The 17,792-nt window shown below is 37.0% G+C and carries 17 protein-coding genes; 7 read left to right on the top strand and 10 right to left on the bottom strand.

From position 1 onward, the window contains the following. Positions 1 to 22: 22 nt before the first annotated feature. Positions 23 to 2,797 carry a multicopper oxidase domain-containing protein gene (locus ACM40_RS18335; protein ID WP_228376216.1) on the top strand — a complete coding sequence of 925 codons (2,775 nt, stop codon included), beginning with the start codon at positions 23 to 25 and terminating at the stop codon, positions 2,795 to 2,797. 161 nt (positions 2,798 to 2,958) lie between these two features. Further along, positions 2,959 to 4,083, top strand: a complete 1,125-nt coding sequence (chrA, locus tag ACM40_RS18330) for a chromate efflux transporter (RefSeq protein ID WP_048504239.1) — start codon at positions 2,959 to 2,961, stop codon at positions 4,081 to 4,083. 6 nt (positions 4,084 to 4,089) lie between these two features. Here the strand turns inward: chrA and ACM40_RS18325 are convergent, their stop codons facing one another. From ACM40_RS18325 to ACM40_RS18310, 4 genes are all read right to left on the bottom strand, one after another. Further along, positions 4,090 to 4,686 (bottom strand): hypothetical protein, encoded by a 597-nt coding sequence (locus ACM40_RS18325; RefSeq protein ID WP_048504238.1) that lies wholly within the window; start codon positions 4,684 to 4,686, stop codon positions 4,090 to 4,092. Between the two features lie 10 nt (positions 4,687 to 4,696). Continuing rightward, positions 4,697 to 5,329, bottom strand: coding sequence for a hypothetical protein (locus tag ACM40_RS18320; RefSeq protein WP_048504237.1), 633 nt, complete (start codon positions 5,327 to 5,329; stop codon positions 4,697 to 4,699). Positions 5,330 to 5,392: 63 nt separating this feature from the next. Further along, complete coding sequence (locus ACM40_RS18315) at positions 5,393 to 6,259, bottom strand: RNA polymerase sigma factor RpoD/SigA (protein ID WP_002979276.1); 867 nt, start codon at positions 6,257 to 6,259, stop codon at positions 5,393 to 5,395. Between the two features lie 296 nt (positions 6,260 to 6,555). Continuing rightward, positions 6,556 to 7,347 (bottom strand): S1/P1 nuclease, encoded by a 792-nt coding sequence (locus tag ACM40_RS18310; RefSeq protein WP_048504236.1) that lies wholly within the window; start codon positions 7,345 to 7,347, stop codon positions 6,556 to 6,558. 375 nt (positions 7,348 to 7,722) lie between these two features. Here ACM40_RS18310 and ACM40_RS18305 point away from each other — a divergent pair, with 375 nt between their 5' ends. From ACM40_RS18305 to ACM40_RS18290, 4 genes are all read left to right on the top strand, one after another. Beyond that, positions 7,723 to 8,664, top strand: a complete 942-nt coding sequence (locus ACM40_RS18305; RefSeq protein ID WP_048504235.1) for a type VI secretion system baseplate subunit TssG — start codon at positions 7,723 to 7,725, stop codon at positions 8,662 to 8,664. A gap of 54 nt (positions 8,665 to 8,718) precedes the next feature. Further along, positions 8,719 to 9,621: a TssN family type VI secretion system protein gene (locus tag ACM40_RS18300; RefSeq protein WP_048504234.1), complete on the top strand. Its 903-nt coding sequence runs from the start codon at positions 8,719 to 8,721 to the stop codon at positions 9,619 to 9,621. A 27-nt stretch (positions 9,622 to 9,648) separates the two neighbouring features. Further along, the gene (locus tag ACM40_RS18295) at positions 9,649 to 10,788 is read left to right on the top strand and encodes a hypothetical protein (protein WP_048504233.1); all 1,140 of its coding nucleotides are present in this window, start codon (positions 9,649 to 9,651) and stop codon (positions 10,786 to 10,788) included. Between the two features lie 70 nt (positions 10,789 to 10,858). Continuing rightward, positions 10,859 to 12,034 carry an aminotransferase class V-fold PLP-dependent enzyme gene (locus ACM40_RS18290; RefSeq protein ID WP_048504232.1) on the top strand — a complete coding sequence of 392 codons (1,176 nt, stop codon included), beginning with the start codon at positions 10,859 to 10,861 and terminating at the stop codon, positions 12,032 to 12,034. A 57-nt stretch (positions 12,035 to 12,091) separates the two neighbouring features. Here ACM40_RS18290 and ACM40_RS18285 read toward each other — a convergent pair whose 3' ends face one another. Both ACM40_RS18285 and ACM40_RS18280 read right to left on the bottom strand, forming a co-directional pair. After that, positions 12,092 to 13,381 (bottom strand): hypothetical protein, encoded by a 1,290-nt coding sequence (locus tag ACM40_RS18285; protein WP_048504231.1) that lies wholly within the window; start codon positions 13,379 to 13,381, stop codon positions 12,092 to 12,094. 81 nt (positions 13,382 to 13,462) lie between these two features. Continuing rightward, the gene (locus ACM40_RS18280) at positions 13,463 to 14,116 is read right to left on the bottom strand and encodes a metal-dependent transcriptional regulator (protein WP_048504230.1); all 654 of its coding nucleotides are present in this window, start codon (positions 14,114 to 14,116) and stop codon (positions 13,463 to 13,465) included. Between the two features lie 85 nt (positions 14,117 to 14,201). Between ACM40_RS18280 and ACM40_RS18275 the strand changes: the two genes are divergently transcribed. After that, on the top strand, positions 14,202 to 15,233 hold the full coding sequence (locus ACM40_RS18275; protein WP_048504229.1) for a threonine aldolase family protein: 1,032 nt from the start codon (positions 14,202 to 14,204) through the stop codon (positions 15,231 to 15,233). 68 nt (positions 15,234 to 15,301) lie between these two features. Here ACM40_RS18275 and ACM40_RS18270 read toward each other — a convergent pair whose 3' ends face one another. From ACM40_RS18270 to ACM40_RS18255, 4 genes are all read right to left on the bottom strand, one after another. Beyond that, positions 15,302 to 15,802, bottom strand: coding sequence for a hypothetical protein (locus ACM40_RS18270; protein WP_048504228.1), 501 nt, complete (start codon positions 15,800 to 15,802; stop codon positions 15,302 to 15,304). 290 nt (positions 15,803 to 16,092) lie between these two features. Next, positions 16,093 to 16,650 (bottom strand): DUF4256 domain-containing protein, encoded by a 558-nt coding sequence (locus ACM40_RS18265; RefSeq protein WP_048504227.1) that lies wholly within the window; start codon positions 16,648 to 16,650, stop codon positions 16,093 to 16,095. Positions 16,651 to 16,703: 53 nt separating this feature from the next. Next, positions 16,704 to 17,105, bottom strand: coding sequence for a DoxX family protein (locus ACM40_RS18260; protein ID WP_048504226.1), 402 nt, complete (start codon positions 17,103 to 17,105; stop codon positions 16,704 to 16,706). Positions 17,106 to 17,122: 17 nt separating this feature from the next. Continuing rightward, positions 17,123 to 17,701 carry a YdeI/OmpD-associated family protein gene (locus ACM40_RS18255; RefSeq protein WP_048504225.1) on the bottom strand — a complete coding sequence of 193 codons (579 nt, stop codon included), beginning with the start codon at positions 17,699 to 17,701 and terminating at the stop codon, positions 17,123 to 17,125. Between the last annotated feature and the right edge of the window lie 91 nt (positions 17,702 to 17,792).

Raw genomic sequence — 17,792 nt, 5'->3', positions numbered from 1 at the left:
TCTTTTAAAAGTTCAGAATATTATGAAAAAAATAATCATGTTTCTGATGCTTTTGTTTACTGTTTTTACTTTTGCCCAAGCAACGAAAACCTATTATACCTGTCCAATGCATCCCGAGGTAGTCTCTTCAAAACCTGGAGACTGTCCGAAATGCAAAATGACGCTGGTAAAGAAAACCGTTGTGGTAAAACCAAAAGTTACGGCACAGCCACAAGCGAAGCCTGAGCCCAAAACAATACATAAAGCAACAGAAATTAAGCCTAAAATAAATAAAGTTAAATCTAAACCGGAGGTTACCGCTAAAGTTAATCCAAAATCAAAAGTTGCAGAGGTTAGAAAGATCATACCTGAAACAAAGCTCGATCATCAAGTTCAAACTCAAACTATTTACACCTGTCCTATGCATCCGGAAGTCACTTCAGACAAACCGGGGAAATGCCCGAAATGCGGAATGGAGCTGGTAGAAAAAGAAGATCATCAGCATACAGGTGCAGAAGAACCAAAAAAGGATGAATCTGTATTCAAAAGAAATTCTGAAAACGGGAAAGTGACATTCGGCGGTAAAACTGTGAGGTATGATCTGTATGTAAAAGATACGATCGTTAATTTCACGGGAAAAAACAGAAGAGCAATTGCGATTAACGGAAAACTACAGGCGCCTACCTTATATTTTACGGAAGGGGATACGGCTGAGATTTATCTTCACAATATGCTCAAAGAAAATACAGGACTTCACTGGCATGGGGTGATTCTTCCCAATGAGCAGGATGGCGTTCCTTATCTCACCACAAAACCTGTAACACCTGGAGAAACACACTTATATAAGTTCAGAGTATCTCAGAACGGAACCTATTGGTACCATTCCCACGAGGCCCTGCAGGAACAGATTGGTATGAACGGTATTTTGGTATTCAATAAAAGAGAAGGTGAGCCCAAACCGGCTTATACCAAAGAACTTCCTGTATTATTAGGCGATTGGAGCGATGAAGACCCGATGCAGATTGCAAGAAGGCTTCATATGGCCAATACAGACTGGTACGCCATCAAAAAAAATGCGGTACAAAGCTACTGGGAGGCTATCAAATCCGGAAATTTCGGGATAAAAGCCCTGAATGAATGGAAAAGAATGGAAGCCATGGATGTAAGCGATGTTTACTATGATAAATTCCTTATCAACGGTCTTCCAAGCTCTGATTATTCCAATCTGAAAGCTGGAGATAAGGTAAGACTGAGGGTGGCCAACGGCGGCTCATCCACCTATTTTTGGCTGAATTACGGAGGCGGAAAAATAAAAGTAGTGGGAAATGACGGAAATGATGTGGTTCCGGTAGAAGTTGACCGTCTCATCATAGGAGTTTCCGAAACGTATGATATTGAAGTAACTATTCCCGAAAATAAAAGCTTTGAGTTCCGTTCCACATCGGAAGACAGGGTAGGACATGCTTCATTATGGCTGGGTTCCGGTGAAAAAGTAGAAGCGCCGAACCTGCCGAGGTTGATGCTGTTTGAGGGAATGAAAATGATGAACGGAATGATGGAAATGAGTGGGAATATGAAGCCGATGAATATGACGATGGGTAACCAGATGATGGACATGAATGAAGTAATGTATCCTGAACTGCCTGAAAGCCAGAGAAAGATGACGGCGAAACATATGAACGAAATGATGGGAATCAAAACGAAAGAAGATGACAAAGAGAAGAAGGAAGATCATTCTCAGCATTCCGGAATGGATATGAAAGAGGAAAAATCAATCAAAAGACTGTCATACAATCTGTTAAAATCCCCTGAAAAAACAATTCTTCCCGGTGAAAATGTCAGAGAACTTAAATTTACGCTTGAGGGAAATATGAATCAGTATCTGTGGACACTGGATAATAAAACAGTAACTGAAACAGATAAGATTCTTGTTAAAAAAGGAGAAATCCTGAGAATTACCATGTATAATAATTCCATGATGCGTCATCCGATGCACCTTCACGGTCATGATTTCAGGCTGATCAATTCAAAAGGAGAATATTCTCCGCTGAAAAATGTAGTGGATATCATGCCGATGGAAACCAATACTATTGAATTTGCAGCTAACCAGGATGGTGATTGGTTTTTTCACTGTCATATTTTATACCATATGATGGCAGGAATGGGAAGAATTTTCAGCTATGAGAATTCAAAACCCAATCCACAGCTGCCAGACAGAAAACTGGCCTGGAAAAACTTTCTGAAAGACAATCAGATGATCAGCTCAATGGCTATGCTGGACGTGGCAAGCAATAAAATACATGCAGAAACCATGACGATGTTCGGGCCAAGATGGGCGAACCTGAATGAGTTCCATTCCAACTGGGATTTTGATCATTTTGAAGGGAGTATGAAAGTGGGAAGATTTCTGGGTAAATTCCAGTGGGCACTTCCATATACAGGAGTCAGGATTCAGAATAACCATGAGATCATGGAACGTCAGATGGCAGAAGATATGGGAATGAAATTCCAAGGTAAGAAAACATGGTTTGGCCAGCAGAAAGCTTCAAAAGGCAAATACGCCTTCATGGTTGGGGTACAGTATCTTTTGCCGATGCTGATAACAGCTGATGCCAGTGTGGACCATAACGGAAAGGTCCTATTGGAGCTGAGCAGGGAAGATATTCCGATTTCCAGAAGAATAAGAGGAAATTTTTCTCTGAATTCTGACGGAGAATTCTCAACCGGATTGAGATATATTTTACAGAAATGGCTATCCGTTTCAGGAAATTATGATAATGAAATGGGATGGGGAGCTGGACTTACCCTGACCTATTAGATAAAAGGAACCCAATTCGGGTTCCTTTTTTATTTCCGTATTTAAATATAATATATTTTTGTATAAATTATGATTGGCAGGATGGTTCAGACAAAATCGCTTCGTTCTTTTGCTGCTTTTTAGGAGTGTGATTTTTCAATAGATAAGAATCTTTATAGGCTGTGAACAGAAATAATGAACTGAAGACACTCGCACGTGTTTTTATTACTTTGGGAGTTACTGCATTTGGTGGTCCGTCTGCACATATAGCTATGATGCAGCAGGAAGTGGTTGCTAAACGAAAGTGGATGACTGAAGAGCATTTCCTGGACCTGATGGGAGCTACAAATCTTATCCCGGGGCCCAACAGTACCGAAATGGCCATGCATATAGGGCAGGACAGAGCTGGCTGGAGAGGTTTGATCGTGGCAGGATTATGCTTTATATTTCCGGCAGTAATTATTACGTTATTTTTTGCATGGCTTTATAAAGAATATGGACAGCTGCCAGAATTTCAACCCTTTATTTATGGGATTAAACCTGCTATTATTTCAATTATTCTGATAGCCATTTTACCACTGGCAAAAAAATCATTAAAAAATATACAGCTTGGAGTTATAGGTGCCACGGTACTGGTGTTGGCTTTAATAGGTATCAATGAAATATTGCTGTTATTTGGTGCGGGGCTATTAGCTATGGGATTATCATTGTTTTCAAACAGGAAAACAATCAATTCTTTTTTACCTCTTGGCATATTACAGATCTCAGATTTCAATATACTTTCAGCTACTAATGTAAGTTTGTTACTGACATTTCTTAAAATAGGAGCTATTTTATATGGAAGCGGGTATGTATTATTTGCCTTTCTGGATGCCGAACTGGTAGAAAAAGGACTGTTGACGAGACAGCAGTTCATAGATGCAATTGCTGTGGGACAGTTTACACCGGGCCCTGTATTTTCTTCGGTTGCATTTATCGGGTATCAGATCAACGGCTGGACGGGAGCGGCTGTTTCTACGGTAGGTATTTTTTTGCCGTCATTTATATTTGTAGCATTATTAAATCCCCTGGTAAAAATAATACGGAATTCAAGTATTTTTTCCAGATTCCTCGATGCTGTGAATATAGCATCTGTAGCAATAATTGTTTCCGTTTGCTATGTAATGGCAAAAGAAAGCATTAGCGACTGGCGGGCAGTTCTTATAGCAGTTATATGTCTGTTATTAAGTATCCGCTCTAAAAAAATCAATAGTGTCTGGATTGTTGTATTGGGATCATCTTTGGGATACGTATTGAATTTGTTCTAATTGAATTTATTCACTAAGCTTTTTCAATTCATCCAATAACACATTCTGTTTCTTGATAAAGCTTTCCAGATTGTCTGTTTTCAGAGGATGAGCATTCTGGTATTTTTCAATTTCGGGAAGTGTTTTTCTGATTTTGAATGCCGTGTACAGGTTAGCGATGTGATCATTATTTGTATTCACTTTGTCGATCAGTTCTTTTACTTTGCTGATTTTCTGATTGTAGCTATCGGAGCTTATTGTGATTTCTTTTTCCAGATGCTGTTTTAAAAGGGAATCTTTAACACTTGTAGCTTGAAAATGAGCGTCCTGATAGAAGGACTCGGATTTATTGAGTATTTCATCATAGGCTGCAAGGACCTTTCTGCTTTCTTCGTTAAGCTTGACAAGTTTTTCATCCAGCTCTTTAAGGTTTTTATCTTTTTTGGCAAGTTCGGAATAAATTTTATCAATCATATTCTCACTACGACCACTCTCAAAAGAACCTTTGATGGAGGAATTTGTATCATCAACAGCATTTTCTACTGCGCCGGCATTTCCGGATTCGTTTTCTTTGCAGGAAATTATAGATAAAGCTAAAATTGCAGTAAAAAGTATCTTTTTCATATTATGATATTTATTTCAGTCCATATTCTAAAATCTTCTTACCTCTCTCAGTAATGAGATAAGTTGTCTTTTCAAATTCTGCTCTTTCCTCATCATTAGAATTAAACGTTCCCATTCCTTTTCCTTCAATTAATCCGAAGTTATAAAGTTCTTCATCTAAATTGATATAAAATTTATCATTTTTGCACTCTTTAAGTAAAATTAAATCATAATAAAATACTTTTTCAACTATATCCGATAACTTTAGAAAATCATATTGACTTATATTTTTCATAATAAAATTTCTAAACAATTTTCCGAGAATTTCAGGTTTGCCTTCAGAATCTATTCTAGTAATTAATTCTAATAGCTTTTCTCCAACTTTATGATTGTATTCACTAGAATCATCAAGATACTTTATTTCTTTTAAAATAAAATTTTGTTCTAATCCATTCAATTCACTTAAAAAACGTATTAATTTTCGTATAAAAATTTTATCGTTAATAGAATATCCAATACTTAACAATTTTGTAATGGTTCCAATAACCGGAATATCTTTTAGTGTTTCGTTGGATATAAAAGAATCTAATGAGATTTCTACTAAATCAGAAGCTAAAGCAACTGAATTACTTTCTATTATTTGTATAAATTTATTTTCTTCCATTATTCAAATATAAAAAAAACGGAGCCTGAAACCAGGCTCCGCATACGTTATTGCGATAAATTTTTATTTACCTAAATAAGATTTCAGAATCTTACTTCTGGTATTGTGCTTCAATCTCTTGATCGCTTTTTCTTTGATCTGACGAACTCTCTCTCTGGTAAGATCGAAAGTTTCACCGATTTCTTCTAAAGTCATCGGGTGTTTTCCGTTCAGTCCGAAGTATAATCTTACCAAATCGGCCTCTCTTGGAGTCAAAGTATTCAATGCTCTTTCGATCTCAATCTGAAGAGATTCAAGCATCAGATCTTTATCCGGACTTGGAGATTCTCCTGAACGCAATACATCATAAAGATTAGAATCTTCACCTTCTACTAAAGGTGCATCCATAGACAAGTGTCTTCCGGAGTTTTTCATAGATTCTTTGATATCTTCCTCGCTCATGTCAAGAACTTCAGCCAATTCTTCCGGGGAAGGTGGTCTTTCGTTTTCCTGTTCAAGGTGAGCGTATGCTTTATTGATTTTGTTGATAGATCCAATCTTGTTCAAAGGAAGCCTTACAATTCTGGACTGTTCAGCTAAAGCCTGTAAAATTGACTGACGGATCCACCATACCGCGTAAGAGATAAATTTGAAACCTCTAGTTTCATCGTACCTTTTTGCCGCTTTCATCAGTCCTAAGTTACCTTCATTAATCAAATCGGGTAAAGAAAGACCTTGATTTTGGTATTGCTTGGATACAGAAACTACGAAACGAAGGTTGGCTTTGATTAATTTCTCCAGTGCTGCTCTGTCGCCCGCACGTATTCTTTGTGCCAATTCTACTTCTTCGTCCGCAGTGATCAGTTCCACTTTACCAATTTCCTGCAAATACTTGTCTAATGAAGCAGTTTCCCTGTTGGTTACCTGCTTAGTGATTTTTAATTGTCTCATCTATTTTTATCCTCAAAAAAGAGTTACTATATATTATACGTATGAAGTGGTAAAAAGGTTACACCAGTTTTAATTATTTTTTAAATTTAGGGGAGAGGTCAAAAAAAATCAAGATCAAAAAAAAGTTTTAAAACTTACAGAGTAATTTTAAACATTAAACATTAAACATTAAACATTAAACATTAAACATTAAACATTAAACATTAAACATTAAACATTAAACAAAAAAGCGAAACCGAAGTCCCGCTTTATTATTTTCGACAAGCCATCAACTGATAACCAGCAATCATCAACCCTTAAAACAAATCATTCAACAGTTTTGCCAGCCTTAGACCTCCGTAAAGAAGCTGTCGTTCCAGTGTATCATTGAATTTATACTGATACTCGTACGATAATTTTGAATCGTTTGGCGTCTGAGCATAGATTTTATTGGCAATTTTGTGAGAATCGTATAGCCAGTCTTCTACAGTTCCCATTTGAATCTGCTTTACTTCATCTTTGGATTTGATGTCTAAAAGACCTGCATATTCGGTATAGCTGTATTTTTGTGAATCTACCAGTTTCCCGTCCCATACGGAGTGAAGGTTGGTTTTATCTCCAAAATAGGTTACATTGATTTTGTTTCCGCCAAGATCTTCTGCACGGCCTACATGTAGAGGCTGCGCCAGGTCTCCCATGATATGAATAAGGAAGATCAGTGCAATTTTTCTGTCTTTTTCAGAAGTTTTTTCGTCTTTGATCTGGCTGGACAAAGTGTTAATCTGTGTGTAAAGACTAGGCCCCGCCTGCATTTTCAGCTTTTGGTCAAATGCTTTATAGTTTGCCTGAGGGTCTACGTTTACATAATGCCATGATGAAGCTTCTTTCCAGACACCGGTAGTGTCAGATTTGATGAAATCCGGCCAGTTGGCCCAATAGGCAAGACGTTCTTTCCCCATTATTTTTCTTATTTCCCTTCTTGCCTTACCGGACAGGTGATTTTCTGCAATCTCTGCAATAATACGGTGTCCCGTCAATCCCCATGCATAAGAATAAAGTGAAGATGAAATGAATGCTAAAATCAGAATTTTAGAATAAATACTTTTCATTATAAATAACATTTTACAAGCTGCAAAGATACGGACCGGTTTTCGAACCTGTGCCAATTATGATGAAATTCTTCTGCGATATATGTTAATAAAACTTAATCTAAATAAAAAAGTGCTTGGGTAAAATTTTCGCATAGCACTTAAAATAGGTGAAAAAATATTGTAATACTCTCCATATCAGATGATAAATTTCATTTGAGCTAAAACAATAAAACCTGAGGAATGGAGCTGTTCACCGTATTTTTACGGAATTTGTCACAGAATATTCCTTTTACTGTCAATAAATTAGTATTTTTAGAATAAAATTATAGCCAAATTATTTTTTCAAACTTACGAGATATATTATCTTTACAAGTCATAATCACAGCAAACACTATGTATGAGAATAATATTGTAGACATGTATTACAATAAACTGCAGACCGACTTCAAAGCTGAAGCCGTAGCGGTAAATCTTTTGAAATACCATCGTGCGGTAAGCAATATATTTATAGAGCGGATCGGGATTAATGACCGTGCTTATCTTAAGGATATCAAAAGTATTTCGAGCAGTTATTTGGGATTTGATGAAGAAGTATTCACTATAGAAACCTACAGAGAAGGGATTTACGATTATCTTCCCGAAGGGCTGTTTCATCCGCCGTCGCTGGGAGCTTCAAGAAAGAATGTAGATTCTGTGGTTCGGGAAATCCGTAAGCAGAAAAAAGTAGAAGAGGATGCCCGGAAATTTTTCCGGCCTTTTGAGCTGGAAGTATTTTTTACCGAAATCAGCTCCCTGCTTAAAGAGTCTGAATTCGATATTTCCAGCGGGACGGACACTCTTCTGGAAACGGTAAGCGAGCTTTGGCCGCTTATCAAAATGCTTGACAAGCAGAATGCTTATATTTTCATCTATATTTTGCCTTTTTTTCATCAGATCAGAGGAGATAAAAGATGGTTTGAAAGATGCATGACAGCTTTTCTTCAGGTGCCTGTAGAAGTTACTTTTGCACCGAATATTATTGACAGGATAGAAAGGAATGACGATTCAATGCTGTTGGGAAATTCAAAATTAGGCGTTACCTATATTCCCAGCGGAAAGCATATGGACGGACAAAGAAACTGGGTAGTGAACATTGGCCCGATTCCTTATACGGAAATGAAAAAGTATATTTCCGGGAGTCCTTTCAGAAATATTCTGCAGGCCTTATATGACTATTTTCTTCCGGTAACGGTAGACGTGGAAGAAAATTTTATTACAGAGAAAGAAGAATATTCCTTCAGCCTGGAAGATGATGAAAGAAATGCTAGCCGGCTTGGATACTCTACATTCCTCTAAAATAATTTATTATATTTACAGCTACCAACAAAGTATAAATTTGAAAAAAAACTAATGGAAATTTCTTCAGTAAAAGGTATTTTTTTAAGGTATATTTTAATGCCTTTAATCGCAGTGATCATGATGTTTATTCTGGGGATTATCAGAAGAAACAAGCCTGCGATCAAAATTAAAGTAATTATCATATACGTTCTTCTTTGCAGTTTATGCCTGGCTTTACCGGGAATCTTTGGTTTTGCAGGAAATCTTTTTAATCCGTACTGGTATCTTATTGCACAGGTGATTTATCTTATTTTTGGTATAATTCATGTGAATCTCATGCACAGGTATTTCAGAAAGCATATTGATTCTGTAGGAATGAGTATCTTATTTGAATCTATTTTGTCATTAACGTGTATTGCTTTCGGAGGATATTTATTTACCCTGATCTTTAACTGGATCAGCAAAGGACAAGGATACGCGGTAATGGCTGCTACAAGCATGGTGATCTTTCTTGTTCCGATGGTTTTTTATTACTGTTACATTCAGTTTATCAGCATTCCTTTTGATATTTACAAAACATGGAGGTATTCTCCGGACCAGAAACTTCCGGATTTTGAAGGGGTAGATTTCGACAGATTAATGGTATTAAACGTAGAATTAAGCAAGAACCTTGAAGATGCCAACAGATTCAGGATCAAAGCAAAGACACTTCCGACAGGGGTTACTTTCGGAGACTGGTTTTACAGGGTAGTCGACGATTACAACCATAAAAACCCGAACTCTATCATTCACCTTTCGGATGCAGAAAAAGAACCTTATTACTGGATTTTTTACACCAAAAAATCATTTTTCAGTTTTAGAAAATATATTGATTTCGACCAGGATATCTCTTCGAACAGCATTTCAGAAAATGAAGTGGTGATCTGCAAAAGGGTTATTCAGCATGAGGAAGAAGGAGTATTGAAAAAATCATAATCACAGAAAATTTAAAAAGTATTAAATATGATACAGCCTATTAAGCATTTTGCGATCAATTGGGTAGACGGGATGAAAGTTTCCCAGAGACACCTTAATGATCAGGATAATTTTTTAATTGACACGATCAGAGATTCCAGCTCATTGGGGATCACTACATATAATTACGGGCTTTTGCCTATTTCCAACGAATTTACGGACAAAACCATCTTTGATGTTCATAATACCGCTACCAATGATGTACAGCTAGTCATTAAAAGATGCAGCGCCATTACCATGGCCGGTTACCGCATAGATCTTACGGACCGGAGAGTAAGCGTGAAATCTCTTGCAAGATCTATGAACGAAGAGCAGGCAGACGGTGAATACTTTATCCTGATCTCTGTAAATCCTTTTGATAAGGTGCCTTTTGGAGATATAGATCCTGAAGAAATTCCGCCTCGTCATCCTAATGCGCAGCCGAACCACCATATTGAGCTCCTTCCTGTTACTTCGCTGAACAGCAGCTATTCCGGAGGAAACTATCTTATTATCGGGAAAGTGGATTTAAGAGCCAATATAGCGCAGGTAGACACTAACTTTATCCCTCCCTGTACGTCTATCCAGAGTCATCCCGCTTTACTGGATTACTACAGCAGCTATGCAAAATCTATTGGAAATCTGCAGCAGTATGCATTCAAGATCATACAGAAAGCGTCTCATAAAAATCAGAATACAGCATTGGCACAAAACGTTAAGTTTTTGTGTACTACCATGGTGAATACATTCGGGGATATGTATTTCCAGTTCAGAAATATTATTCCATGGCAGCCGCCGGTATTTTTAATCGAGTCATTTGCCAAACTTGCTTTGCACCTTTACAACTCCACCCAGCTTCTGGTACCTGCAGAACTGGAAGAAATGCTGAATTACAGTTTGGAATGGAGTGAAATTGCTCCTCATACGTTACTCAACCAGCTTTCTATTGTAGCGGAAACCAATTATGATCATCACAACTGTGGAGAACCCTTATTATACATTCAGCAAATGTTACGAAGCTTAGAGATTATTTTCTCTAAATTAAGCGAACTTGACTACATTGGTCAGAGAAAAGAAAACATTATTGTTAACGAACAGGAAGTTTCTTCAAACACAAATCCGAAGAGAGGCTGGAGTGTTTTAGATTAATAAGACAAATAAAGATATAAATCCCGGACTTGAAATTTCGGGATTTTTTATGCGTTAAAATAGTTCCAAAATGGATAAAATAGACTTCAATACCATCAGACAGGAGACATCCGGCTGTACGGATAAAATATTTTTGAACAGTGCAGGAGGATCGCTAATGCCAAAGATCGTTGCTGAAACGATGACAGATCATATTCTTCTGGAACAACAGCATGGTGCTTATGAATCTGCCGGCAGGAAATCGGAACAGCTCAATCAGTTTTACGTTGAAGCAGCCAAAATGATTAATACTCAACCGGATAATATTGCTTTTACAGTAAGTTCGACGGACGCTTACGCAAAGGCTTTATCCAGTATTGAATTCAGAGATGGAGATGTTATTATTACGACCAATGATGATTATGTCTCGAATCAGATGGCCTTTTTTTCACTGCAGAAAAAAAGAGGAGTGAAGCTGAAGAGGGTTAAAAACCTTTCCAATCATGAATTAGACCTGGAAGACCTTGAAAACCTGATTAAAAAATATAATCCGAAACTTGTAGCAGTCACCCATATTCCGACAAATTCAGGACTGATCCAGGATGTGGAAGGAGTAGGGAAGATCTGCCGTCAATATGATGTATTGTACCTTGTTGATGCCTGCCAGTCTGTAGGTCAGCTTGTTGTAGACGTTGAAAAGATAGGATGTGATTTTCTTACCGCTACAGGCCGGAAGTTCTTGCGCGGGCCCAGAGGAACAGGATTTTTATATGTTTCAGACAGGGTTTTGGCAAAAAATATGGCTCCGGTATTTCTGGATATGAATGGGGCACAATGGACAGATTTTGATGATTATACCCTGCTTAAAACTGCAAAAAGGTTTGAGCTTTGGGAAACTTCCATCAGTTCATTTTTAGGATTGACAGAAGCTTTACGTTATGCCAATGGAGTTGGGCTGCAGAATATTGAGAATTACAATAAAAAACTGGCAGAAACCTTAAGAAACGGATTGCTTAACAACGGCTTAAGAGTTCTGGATCGGGGTCAGAATTTAAGCAGTATTGTAACTTTTGTTGACCAGAATGGTGATATTGAAAACATATACAGAATATTAAAAGAGAATAGCATATACTTTTCGGTAAGCAATAAAAGTAATGCTCTGATAGATTTTACCATGAAAGGTCTCGACAGGGCCATTCGGCTGTCGCCGCATTATTTCAATACCTCTGAAGAAATTGAGAAAGTTGTGAGAATGCTGGAATATTAGGATCTGGTGGCTGAGGCTCCCGAAGCCACCAGTTGTGATTCTATCCTTATACAGAAGCTAATTCTTTTCAGTTTTAAATGACACCTTATATTCCTGCTCTGGAAAATGATAGCCATCTTCAGATTTGGTACCCCTGTCTGTTACGTAAAAATCGTATTCAGTGTCAGGTTTTAAATCAACGGTTTCAAGTATCAGGATTGTTTTTGTGTTGTCTAAACCTGCAATTTTTTTTAATGGAAAATGTTCTTTGCCAAATTTTGAAAAATTAATAGAAACGTTTTCATTCATTGGCTTTGAAAATACAATTTGGATTTGTTTTATTTTTGGATCTACGTTTTGGCTGTTATTTTCAAATTCGATAATCCGGACAATTTTTGGCTGATTGTTTTTATAGGTAGATTTTAATTCCCTGATATTAGTGCTGTCTTCAAAGAATTTTGATTTTTCTACAAATTGAAGAATTGCTTCTTCATTATTAAAATCCAATTCGATGATGTCTTTAATTGCCTCTTTTTTATCTTTTGAATTGTCATAATATTTCTTAGAAATAACATACCCTACGAAATAGCCTAAATCGGGATTTTTACTCGTATTACTGTTGTAAAACCAATTTCCAAAATTACGGCTGAACATTTCATTTTTGAATTCAGATTTTACCGTATCGTAATTTTTAAACCCATAATCCATATATTGTGAAGAGAACTTTTTGTTCATTGTCAATTCTGCAATGAAATCACAGGAACCTTCATTTATGGCTTTCGACAGTACGCTGATTTCACCAGCTTTTTGAAAGGTATGAATAAATTCGTGAATGGTAATTTGCTCCAGCTGTGAACTATTGATATACAAAAACATTTTTTGAAGGTTTTCATTATCAAATTCCGAAACTACCGTATTTTTATCACCTACAATTTTTTCAATTCCCAAAAACAGATCTTCATTATAGGTTGTTCCTCCTGATTTTAAAGCGCCGATGGTATAATAAATATTTCCGTTTGAATTGTTGGGATAAAGCACTTTTAGTTTTTTCAGAGCTTTGTTAATTGAACTGATTTTTTTACTGTCAATCAAAGTGTTTTTACGAATAGAATTCCAGAATTGAGGATATTTTTCAATTACGGTCAGATAATCGTCTTCATTAAACTGCTTGATTTCCATAAAATCCTTTAATCCTCCCGTTTTTTTATTCAGAAAATAGGTTTCCAGAACTTCTTTTTTATCGTTTTCCGTTTTCCGGATATGATCATAAGCGGTCCAAAAGTTATCGATATCAGAAGTAAATATTTTTTGAGCTTTTGTTGTATTAAAAAATGCCAGAATGATTGCCGTTGGCAGAATAGTTTTCATTATTAGTTTATGTAAAATTTAAATTTATGTATTGCAGCCATGCATAAATATTGCTGAGATTTGCGAAGAATGAAAGTTTACTTATTTCTTCACCAAAATAATTTCCGTAGCTTTTCTGCTGAGAACTTCTTTGGTATTTCCGATTTGGATGGTCATGGATTTGTCGAATTCTTCAATCTTAATGACTTTGATCTTAGTATTCAGCAGCAATTTTCTTTCATTCAGGTAATTTAAGAAGCCATCATCTGAAAGGGTGACTGAAGCAAATGTAACCGTTTCTCCAACTGTACAGGCACTCAGTTTTTGCAGGTCCTGTGAAATAATATTCCCGTCTTTATCCGGAATAGGTTCTCCGTGCGGGTCGAATTTAGGATGATCGAGAATTTCATCCATTTTGTCGAAAAATATCTGTGAATGAACGTGTTCCAGCTGTTCCGCAATTTCATGGACATTTTCCCAGCCGAAATTCATCTTTTTCACCAGGAACATTTCAGTAAGCCTGTGTTTACGAACTACCAGTGCAGCTTCACGCTTTCCGGTTTCTGTTACTAACAGAGGTTTATAGGTTTCATAGACTACCCATTTCTTTTCGGCAAACTTCTTCATCATGTTGTTGACGCTCGGCATTTTTACATTTAGAAATTTGCTGAGCTCATTGATCGTCACTTTCCCTTCATTGTCAACTAAATGAAACAAAGCCTTCAGATAATTTTCTTCTGTTAATGTTGTTCTCAAAATGTTAGATGATTTTCATTACAAATCTAACAAAATATTATGTAAAATAAGACCTTATTAGTTTAACTTTTTTTAATTTTACTCTATGAAATTTTCTTTTAAAAACGATTATTCTGAGGGATGTCACCCGAATATTCTACAAGCACTCTTACACTCAAACTTTGAACAGCAGGCCGGATACGGCGAAGATGAATATTCTCTGCAGGCAAAGAAACTGATCAAAGAAAAAATAAAAAGCCCGGATTCTGAAGTTTTTCTGGTTTCCGGGGGAACACAGGCTAACCTTATTGTGATTTCAGGAATTTTAAGGCCTTATCAATGTGTGATATCTGCAGCACCGGGACATATTCTTAATAATGAAACGGGAGCTATTGAAGCTACAGGACACAAAGTTTTAAGCATTGAAACGGCAGACGGAAAGCTTAGACCGGAAGATATTATTCCTGTTCTTGAAAATCACAGCAATATTCCGCATCAGGTAATGCCGAAGCTGGTTTATATATCAAATTCTACAGAGTTGGGAACAGTTTACCTGGCTGAAGAGCTGGAAAAACTTTCAGATTTCTGCAGGGAAAAAGGATTGTATCTGTTTATGGATGGGGCAAGGTTAGGACATGGATTAACTTCCGAAATCAGCGATCTTACGCTGGAAAAAGTAGCGGAACTTACGGATGTTTTTTATCTGGGCGGAACAAAAAACGGGGCATTGATAGGAGAGGCCATTGTCATCAATAATAAGGATCTACAGCCGGATTTTGCCTTTAATATCAAGCAAAAAGGAGCATTATTGGCAAAAGGCCGTCTTCTTGGTATTCAGTTTATGGAGCTGATGAAAGATGATCTGTATTTTGACCTAGCGAAGCATGCCAATATTCAGGCGATGAAGATTAAAAATGCAATGAAGGAAAGGGGAGTACAGTTTCTTGCTGACACCTATACCAATCAGATATTTCCTATTATATCCAATGAGCTTATTGAAGTTCTATCTGAAAATTTTGACTTTTTCGTCTGGAAAAAAATAGATGAAAAATCTTCTGCCATTCGTCTTATTACTTCCTGGAATACGGGAGATGAAGCGGTAGAGCGTTTTATAGAGATTATTGAGAGAGAACTCTAACGGAAAGTAATAAAAAAGGTGGCTTCGAGATTCTCAGCCACCTTTTTTATTTCAGTAAGTGATTTAAGTTATTTTAAAGCCTTTGAAACTACTTTACAGTCAGCAGGCTCCAGTTTTTGTCCGTCTTTATAGCTGATCTTTTTCTCATCAGCATATTTGGACTGGCCGTCTTCTTCCTTATGATCCCCGATTCCTTCCGTTAAAATATTATCTTTCTGAATGAAATAAATATCTCTCTTGCTTTTCGTTCCTTCGGATTGGAATTCATACGTCAGTTTAAGAGTATCGCCGGATTTAAAACCTGTAATATCTCCTTTGGAACTGTCTTTTTCACTGTTTTTATAAGCTAATTTTCCTGTAATAGTTCCCAGATTGTCATCGATAGATGCAAAAACGCTGTCTTTTCCGGTAACCCCTAAATAACAGAATGATTTTGGACCTAATGTATCTACCACAGGTTCTTCTGCAGCGGTTGTGTCGCTTACTACTTTCGGAGCAGGAGTTTCTGTTTTTTTGTTACAGTTCATAAGAAAAACAGATAACGAGCCCAGTAAGATTAATTTTTTCATACCCAAAGTTGTTATATTAAATTCAAATTTCTGCGTACTAAATTAATAATAGTATTTAGATATGAAAGAATAAAGGATATAAATAATGTGTTATTTAAAAATATTAAAAAAAAATAATCTGTTTGGTTTTGACAGTTAGTTCTTTTTATCTCTCGCAAATAGGGCAGATTGAGCAGATGTTTGGGTTTATTTTGGTGGCTTGTAACTCGTTCATATGAAAGAATGTAGTTGATTAAATGCTCAAATTCAACTCAAAACCCGAATCTCGGAAACCCGAACCAAATCAGCATCTACACTTTCAAAACTCCCCGGAAACCTCTGGCTGCATAATAAGAATCCGCGCCATTGTGATACATAAAAACCGTATTGTAGCGGCGGTCACAAAAAACAGCACCTCCAAGTTCCCTGATATGGGCAGGCGTTTTTATCCAGCTTGAAGTTTTCAGGTCAAACTTTCCGAGTTCCTGAAGATGACGGTATTGTTCTTCCGTTAATAGTTCAATGCCCATTTCCGCAGCTTTATCGATGGCGTTACTTTCAGGTTTGTTGGCTTTACGGGCGTTCCAGGCCTGGTAATCGTAGCACAGGCTTCTGCGTTTCGGGCTTTCCGGGGAGCAGTCGAAAAAGATGTATTCATCTGTTTTTTTATCATAGTCTACCACATCCGGTTCGCCTTCGGTTACTTCCATTTCGTGCAGTGACCAGAGTTTTTCGGGATTTTTTTCCAGTTTTGCCTGGATTTTTTCCCAATCTAAACCTTTATGGCGGTTTATATTTTTTTCAAAACGGTTTTTCAGGGTTTTTAAAAGCTCTGTGCTTTGCTCCGCTGACAGTTTCTTTTTGCTCATAGCATTATTATTAAGTGGTTTGATTATTTAAAATTAAAGTTTTCACAATTATTTTAATGGTTAATCATAGAAATTTTCCTGTCAGCAGGCCTGAAATACCATGAAATAACAACCAGAACCAATAATAAAAGAGCTGGCAAAGTTCGTCCGGCAGTATCGCCAACAATAATGTGTGAAACCAATGCTCCCGACATGACAAAGAAAAACCCTGCATAGGCCCATTCTTTCAGTAACGGAAATTTTGGAATAAGAACAGCGATAACGCCAAGGATTTTCCAGACTCCAATAATGGTCATCAGGTAGGAAGGATAGCCGAGATTGGTAAAATTGGCAAGTTCGTCTTTATTTTTCATAAGCTGTACAATGGCTGTGGATACCATTCCCAAGGCCATCCATAAGGTGAAGATCCAGTAAATGATCTTGTTTCTTTTTTGAGATTTGTTCTGTGTTTCCATATTATATAGTTTTAGTATTAGTCGTTTAATCCTTTTCCTTCAAAAATTTCCGGAATGCATTTATCGATGCGGGCTTCCCGTGTTTTGGATTGTTTAGCAGATGAGAAATGGAGCAAGTAAGCTCTTTGCCTACCTGGAGTTAATGCTTCAAAAGCTTCTTTCAATGCCGGATCCTGATCCAGTCTGAATTGAAATTCTTCAACCATTTCAAATTCTTTGGTTTTCTTCATTCCAACTTTAGCTCCAGATTCCTCAATCTCAACAGCTTCAAACATATAGGACCGGAGAATGTCTTCAAGATCATTAATCTGCTGTACATCTGTAAAGCGGATCTGTCTTGCAGCCTGAACATTTTTAGATTGCTGGATGAGAATATGATCCGGGTCTTTCATCAGGGCACCTTTAAAGAACAGGAGGGCACAATATTCTTTAAAACCGTGGATCAGGAAAATATTTTTCCCTTCATAGGTATAGCAAGGGCATCCCCATTTCAGATCTTCCGTAAGTTCTGTACTCAGGGCAATTGCTCTTAGTTTTTCAAATGCTGCCTGCCATTGGCTGGGTTCGTTGAAGAAGAAGTCTGTTTTTGTATTCATGGGTTTGGGTTTTGAGAGTTTTAGGGTGAGAGTGTGGGAGAGTTTATGGGAGTTTAGGATATGAAATCAAGTTTTTTTTATTTCCATAATT

This window comes from Chryseobacterium sp. BLS98, from assembly GCF_001045445.1.
Classification (GTDB): Bacteria; Bacteroidota; Bacteroidia; order Flavobacteriales; family Weeksellaceae; genus Chryseobacterium.
The sequence above is the reverse complement of the archived record's forward strand: the minus strand, read 5'-3'. Positions and strand labels throughout refer to the sequence as shown.

Bases quoted from the DNA above. Each gene is read 5' to 3' on its own strand.
- ACM40_RS18335 (WP_228376216.1), top strand. From the start codon at position 23: ATGAAAAAAATAATCATGTTTCTGATGCTTTTGTTTACTGTTTTTACT.
- ACM40_RS18325 (WP_048504238.1), bottom strand. From the start codon at position 4,686: ATGAAAAAGATACTTTTTACTGCAATTTTAGCTTTATCTATAATTTCC.
- ACM40_RS18320 (WP_048504237.1), bottom strand. From the start codon at position 5,329: ATGGAAGAAAATAAATTTATACAAATAATAGAAAGTAATTCAGTTGCT.
- ACM40_RS18315 (WP_002979276.1), bottom strand. From the start codon at position 6,259: ATGAGACAATTAAAAATCACTAAGCAGGTAACCAACAGGGAAACTGCT.
- ACM40_RS18310 (WP_048504236.1), bottom strand. From the start codon at position 7,347: ATGAAAAGTATTTATTCTAAAATTCTGATTTTAGCATTCATTTCATCT.
- ACM40_RS18305 (WP_048504235.1), top strand. From the start codon at position 7,723: ATGTATGAGAATAATATTGTAGACATGTATTACAATAAACTGCAGACC.
- ACM40_RS18300 (WP_048504234.1), top strand. From the start codon at position 8,719: ATGGAAATTTCTTCAGTAAAAGGTATTTTTTTAAGGTATATTTTAATG.
- ACM40_RS18295 (WP_048504233.1), top strand. From the start codon at position 9,649: ATGATACAGCCTATTAAGCATTTTGCGATCAATTGGGTAGACGGGATG.
- ACM40_RS18290 (WP_048504232.1), top strand. From the start codon at position 10,859: ATGGATAAAATAGACTTCAATACCATCAGACAGGAGACATCCGGCTGT.
- ACM40_RS18285 (WP_048504231.1), bottom strand. From the start codon at position 13,381: ATGAAAACTATTCTGCCAACGGCAATCATTCTGGCATTTTTTAATACA.
- ACM40_RS18275 (WP_048504229.1), top strand. From the start codon at position 14,202: ATGAAATTTTCTTTTAAAAACGATTATTCTGAGGGATGTCACCCGAAT.
- ACM40_RS18270 (WP_048504228.1), bottom strand. From the start codon at position 15,802: ATGAAAAAATTAATCTTACTGGGCTCGTTATCTGTTTTTCTTATGAAC.
- ACM40_RS18265 (WP_048504227.1), bottom strand. From the start codon at position 16,650: ATGAGCAAAAAGAAACTGTCAGCGGAGCAAAGCACAGAGCTTTTAAAA.
- ACM40_RS18260 (WP_048504226.1), bottom strand. From the start codon at position 17,105: ATGGAAACACAGAACAAATCTCAAAAAAGAAACAAGATCATTTACTGG.
- ACM40_RS18255 (WP_048504225.1), bottom strand. From the start codon at position 17,701: ATGAATACAAAAACAGACTTCTTCTTCAACGAACCCAGCCAATGGCAG.